Origin of the sequence: Mesorhizobium sp. M4B.F.Ca.ET.089.01.1.1, assembly GCF_004022605.1 — a bacterium.
Lineage (GTDB): Bacteria > Pseudomonadota > Alphaproteobacteria > Rhizobiales > Rhizobiaceae > Mesorhizobium > Mesorhizobium abyssinicae.
This window is the reverse complement of the sequence record NZ_RZOS01000376.1, coordinates 1-5,726: the sequence shown is the minus strand read 5'-3', so window position 1 is coordinate 5,726 and position 5,726 is coordinate 1. Positions and strand designations below refer to the sequence as shown.

4 protein-coding genes are annotated in these 5,726 nt (G+C 65.7%); all 4 read left to right on the top strand.

Annotated elements, in window-relative coordinates; all coding sequences use genetic code 11:
* A partial coding sequence (locus EN780_RS26120; protein ID WP_245500143.1) for an MFS transporter occupies nt 1–1,128 on the top strand: 1,128 nt, incomplete at its 5' end.
* Between the two features lie 105 nt (nt 1,129–1,233).
* Nucleotides 1,234–3,303, top strand: a complete 2,070-nt coding sequence (locus EN780_RS26115; RefSeq protein ID WP_128275730.1) for a prolyl oligopeptidase family serine peptidase — start codon at nt 1,234–1,236, stop codon at nt 3,301–3,303.
* Nucleotides 3,304–3,509: 206 nt separating this feature from the next.
* The gene (locus EN780_RS26105; RefSeq protein ID WP_128275729.1) at nt 3,510–4,889 is read left to right on the top strand and encodes an aspartate aminotransferase family protein; all 1,380 of its coding nucleotides are present in this window, start codon (nt 3,510–3,512) and stop codon (nt 4,887–4,889) included.
* A gap of 192 nt (nt 4,890–5,081) precedes the next feature.
* A partial coding sequence (locus EN780_RS26100) for an FAD-dependent oxidoreductase (protein ID WP_133372720.1) occupies nt 5,082–5,726 on the top strand: 645 nt, incomplete at its 3' end.

Below are 5,726 nucleotides of genomic sequence, written 5' to 3'. Positions count from 1 at the left end.
ATACAGTGGGCGGCGATCACCGGGGTGATCGCGACGGTCTCGGTCTTCGCCATCGCGCAAGGCCTGAGCTACCCGCTGCTCAGCTTCATCCTGCAGCGCCAGGGCATCTCGCCGGCGATGATCGGGCTTTCGGCTGCGATGACGCCGATCGGCTTCATCCTGTCCTCGCCGATGATCCCGGCGCTGGCGCGCCGTTTCGGGCCAGGGCGGACGGCACTCACCTGCGCCGCGCTTTCCGCGCTGGTGCTGGCTTTGGTCGGCTGGACGCAGAACGTCTATCTGTGGTTCCCGCTGCGCTTGCTGATCGGCGTCGTCACCAACCCGCTCTATGTTCTCAGCGCAATCTGGGTGATCGCGCTGGCGCCGCCGTCGCGCCGCGGCCGCGTCATGGGCTTCTATTCGACCGTCATCTCGGCCGGTTTCGCCGCCGGTCCGCTTTGCCTGCTTGCGGTCGGCACCGAGGGCTGGCCGCCATTCCTGGTCGGCATCTTCGCGTTTGTCTTCTGCGGCGGCTGCCTGGCGCTGGTGCTTGGGCGTCTGCCCAAGGTCGACGAGGCCGGACAGCAGGTTTCGGTGATGGGCTTCATGCCGAAGGCATGGCTGCTGCTCGCCGCCGTGGTCGTGGCCGCCGGCTTCGAGCAGGCTGTACTGGCCCTGCTGCCGGTCTACGGCACTCACTACAGCATTGCCGAGGCCAGCATGTCGGCGCTGCTGTCGACGATGATCGCCGGCAACATCGCCATGCAGGTGCCGCTCGGCCTGCTGGCCGAAAGACTGACGGCGCGCCTGGTGCGCTTCCTGTGCGTGTCGCTGACCGTGCTCGGCTGCGTGCTGCTGCCGCTGCTGATCGAGACGCCTTTGATCTGGCCCTGCGTGTTCATCTGGGGCGCTGTCTCCTACGGCATCTATACGATGTCGATCATCGAGCTCGGCGAGCGCTTCACCGGCTCGGCGCTGGTCGCCGGCAACGCCGCCTTCTCGCTGATGTGGGGCGTCGGCGGCATCCTGGTGCCGCCACTCACCGGCGGCGTCATGGATATCACCGGCGCGTCCGGCCTGCCGGCCACTCTCGGAGCGATCTGTGCCGCACTGGCGGTGGCGACCGTTCTGCGCCGGCGCGTGATGTGAAGGAAAAGCCGGGTTCGTCGCGACAAGCTGTCATTGCCATCTTGAATGTGAGCGTCCGTGACGCGATGTAGGCGAGGCCGCCTGACAAGCTTTCGGAGACCGTGCGTGACCCAAACCATCACAAAAGGCCAGACTGAACCGGCCGCCGGAGATTCCTTCCTTTGGCTGGAAGACCGAAATGGCAAGGGGGCGCTCGACTGGGTGCACGCCCAGAACGGGCTGACGGTTGCCGAGCTGCAGGGCGATCCCGGCTACCAGGCTTCGTTCGAAACCGCACTCGACCTGATGACGGCCGAGGACAACATCCCGATCGGGACCGCGATCAACGGCCACGTCTACAATTTCTGGCAGGACAAGAACAACGTGCTCGGCCTGTGGCGCCGCACGGCGGTCGCTTCCTACAAGACCGACAAGCCGGAATGGGAGACGATCGTCGATTTCGACGTGCTCTCCGCGAAAGAAGGCATCAAATGGGTGTTCAGCGGCGCGAGCCGCCTCTACCCCGATTTCAACCGCTGCCTGGTGAGCATGTCGCCGGATGGCGGCGATGCCAGCGAGATGCGCGAGTTCGACATCGCGGCGAAGTCCTTCGTCGAAGGCGGCTTTCGCGCCCCCGCCTCGAAGTCGGGTTTTTCTTGGCTGGACGAAGACACCGTCATCGTCTCGGCCGCCTTCGAGGAGGACGACAAAACGCAGTCCGGCTATCCGCGCGTGGTCAAGCTGTGGAAGCGCGGCACGAGGCTGGAAGACGCCACGCTTATCTTCGAGACCGAAAAGCAGGACCTCGCGGCCGGCGGCGGGGTCGAGATCGACGGCGACAGGCGGCACTTGTTCCTGGCCCGAACCATCGATTTCTTCTCCTCGCACAGCTTCCTGCGGCTCGCTTCCGGCGAGAACCGGCGCATTCCGCTTCCAGACGACGTGACCGACACGGCGATCTTCCAGGGACAGCTCGTCTTTGGCGTGCGCAGCCCGTGGACGGCGCCCGACGGCACGCACTGCCTGCCAGACGGGCTTTATTCGGTGGATTTCGAACGCTGGATCGACACCAACACGCTGGGGCCGGTCGAAACCGTGCTCGCGCCGGCGCATCGCGTCTCGATCGCCGGGCTCGCCCGCACCGAGCGGCGGCTGTTCATCAACCTGATGGACAATGTGCGCGGCAAGGTCGTCGCTTGCGATCGGACAGGCGAGGGTTGGTCGCTGAAGCCGGTCGGCCTGCCGGAAAACGGCAATGTCGGCATCAGCCATGCCGAGCATTTCGGCGCCAGCGTCTCCTTCTCCTTCACCGATTTCCTGACGCCGAGCTCGATCATCTGGTCTGACGACGATGGCGAGACGCTTCGGTCGGTGAAGGCGCAGCCGGCCCGCTTCGACGCTTCGCCCTTCATCTCCGAACAGTTCGAGGCACGCTCGAGCGACGGCACGATGATCCCCTATTTCGTGGTCAGGCGGCGCGACCAGGGCGGACCGGTGCCGACGCTGCTCTACGGCTATGGCGGCTTCGAAGTGCCGCTTCTGCCGGGCTATGCCGGCGTGCGCGGCAGGCTTTGGCTGGAGAAGGGCAATGTCTATGTGCAGGCCAACATCCGCGGCGGTGGCGAATTCGGCCCGGCCTGGCACCAGGCGGCGCTCAAGGGCAATCGCCAGAAGGCTTTTGACGATTTCGCGGCCGTTGCCGCGGACCTTGTCCGGCGCGGCATCACCACGGCGGCGCAGCTCGGCATCCAGGGTGGCTCGAATGGCGGCCTGCTGACCGGCACGTCGCTGATCCAGCATCCGGAACTGTTCGGCGCCGTCATCATCGACGTGCCGCTGCTCGACATGCTGCGCTACACCGAATTGCCGCCGGGGGCCTCGTGGATCGCCGAGTATGGCGATCCCGCGAAGCCGGAAGAGGCGGCGTGGCTGGCCGCCTACTCGCCCTATCAACATGTCAAAGCGGGTGCCGCCTATCCGCCAGTGCTGCTGATGACCTCGACGGCCGACGACCGCGTCCATCCCGGCCATGCCCGCAAGATGGCGGCGCGCCTGCAGGAGGCTGGCCACGGCCGGACACTCTTCTTCGAGGAAACCGAGGGCGGCCATGGCGGGCGTGGCGATCGTCGTCCTCAAGCGGCGCAAACGGCGATGCGCTATGTCTTCCTGCAGCGGGCGCTGGCGGGTACGGCTTGAATTCAGGGCATCAGGCGGCTTAAGGTGCCGCCATGGCTTGCACGAAGACATCAGGCGCCTTCGGGGTCGCGGTGACGCCGTCACCGCGGACGCTTCGTGCCGAGCTGCTCAGGCTTTGCGCCCGCATCGGCTATTCGCCGCCCGCCCTCCTCTGAGGAATCCGCCCCGGCCGTTGCCGGATTGATTCAAGAGGAAAGAGCAAATCCATGACCTATCAGAATTATTCGCTGAAGCAGCTTCAGCAGATCGACGCCGCGCACCACCTGCATCCCTTCACCGACCACAAGGAGCTGCGCGAGGCGGGCTCGCGCATCATCACCCGTGCCGACGGACCGTTCATCTACGATGCCGAAGGCACCGAGATCCTCGACGGCATGGCCGGCCTCTGGTGCGTCAATGTCGGCTACGGCCGCAACGAGCTGGCCGAGGCCGCCTATGCGCAGATGAAGGAGCTGCCATACTACAACTCCTTCTTCAAATGCTCGACGCCGACACCGGTGCTGTTGTCGAAGAAGCTGGCGGAACTGGCGCCGAAGCAAGTCGGCCAGGTGTTCTACGGCTCTTCCGGCTCGGAGGCCAATGACACGGCGCTCAGGCTCGTGCGCCACTACTGGGCGCTGGAGGGCAAGCCGGAGAAGAACCGCATCATCTCGCGCAAGATGGGCTATCACGGCTCGACCGTTGCCGGCACCTCGCTCGGCGGCATGGAGCCGATGCACAAGCAGCTCGGCGGCGCCGTGCCCAACATCGTCCACGTGATGATGCCCTATGCCTATGAGCTCGCGCTGCCCGGCGAAAGCGACCATGATTTCGGCCTGCGGGCGGCCAAGGCGGTCGAGGACGCCATCCTCGAGGCCGGCGCCGACAAGGTCGCCGCCTTCATCGGCGAGCCGGTGATGGGCGCCGGCGGGGTGAAGATCCCGCCGCTGAGCTACTGGCCGGAAGTGCAGCGCATCTGCCGCAAATACGATGTGCTCTTGATGCTGGACGAGGTGATCACCGGCTATGGCCGCACCGGCGAATGGTTCGCGGCGCAGACCTTCGGCATCGAGCCCGACACCATCACCACGGCCAAGGCGCTGACATCGGGCTACCAGCCGCTGTCGGCGCTGCTGGTCGGCGACCGCATCAGCAGGACGCTGGTCGAGAAGGGCGGCGAGTTCTACCACGGCTACACCTATTCCGGTCACCCCGTGGCCTGCGCCGTGGCGCTGAAGAACCTCGAGATCATCGAGCGCGAAGGCCTGGTCGAGCGGGTCAGGAACGACACCGGTCCATACTTCGCCCAGGCGCTGCAGGAGCGTATCGCCGGGCACAATCTGGTCGGCGAAGTGCGCTCGATCGGGCTGATGGGGGCGATCGAGATCGTCAAGGACAAGGCGACCAAGGAGCGCTACCTGCCGTCGGGAAGTGCCGCCGTCGTCGTGCGCGACCACGCGATCGCGCAGGGCATGATGCTGCGCGCCACCGGCGACACGATGATCCTGTCGCCGCCGCTGATCTGGACGCGCGAGACGGTCGACATGGCTTGCGATCGCATCGCCAGGGCGCTCGATCTCGCCGAAGCGGATTTGCGCAAGCGCTGAACGAAGGCCGGGCGGCGTCCGCGACGGCGCCCGGCCGTTTCCCATTGGCGTCAATCATGATCGTGGACCAACGGCCGGGCGGTTGCTGCCGTGTCCCAGACCAGGAAATGTGCTGAAATGCCGGATGCCGTCTGACAGTATGCGCCAGCGGTCATGTGAACCAATGGCAATTTCATACAAGGTCAGGCGCATATGGTGAGTTCCTTTCGTGCGGTCGTGGTCGGTGGCGGCTGCGTCGGTGCCGGCATTCTCTATGGCCTGGCAAAGCGCGGCTGGACCGATGTGGCATTGCTGGAGAGGACGCAGCTTACCGCCGGCTCGACCTGGCATGCCGCAGGGCTCATTCCGTCCTATGCGCGCAGCCGCAACGTCGGCCGCATGATCGCCAGGTCGATTGAGATCTATGAGGGCCTGGAGGCCGAGACCGGCCAGAAGGTCGGCTGGCACAAATGCGGCCAGCTGCGCATCGCCAACACGCGCGACCGGCTCGACGAGTACAAGAGCTATATGGATGTCGCGGAGGTCCAGGGCGTGCGGGCCCGGATCGTGTCGCCGGCGGAGGCGCGCGAGATCTGGCCGCTGCTCGACAACAAGGACATGCTGGGCGCCCTTTACCATCCCGACGATGGTCACATTGCACCGGCGGACGTTACCCAGGCGATGGCCAAGGGCGCACGCGACCTCGGCGCGAAGGTCCATCTCGACACCGAAGTTGTCGGGTTCGAGCGGATGCCGAGCGGCGAGTGGAAGGTCAAGACCTCGCGCGGCGACATCCTCTGCGAGCATGTCATCCTGGCAACCGGCAACTATGCGCGCCAGACCGGCGCCATGCTGGGG

What these genes read in the sequence shown, in the direction of transcription:
- EN780_RS26105 (WP_128275729.1), top strand. Translation starts at nt 3,510, where the DNA reads ATGACCTATCAGAATTATTCGCTGAAGCAGCTTCAGCAGATCGACGCC.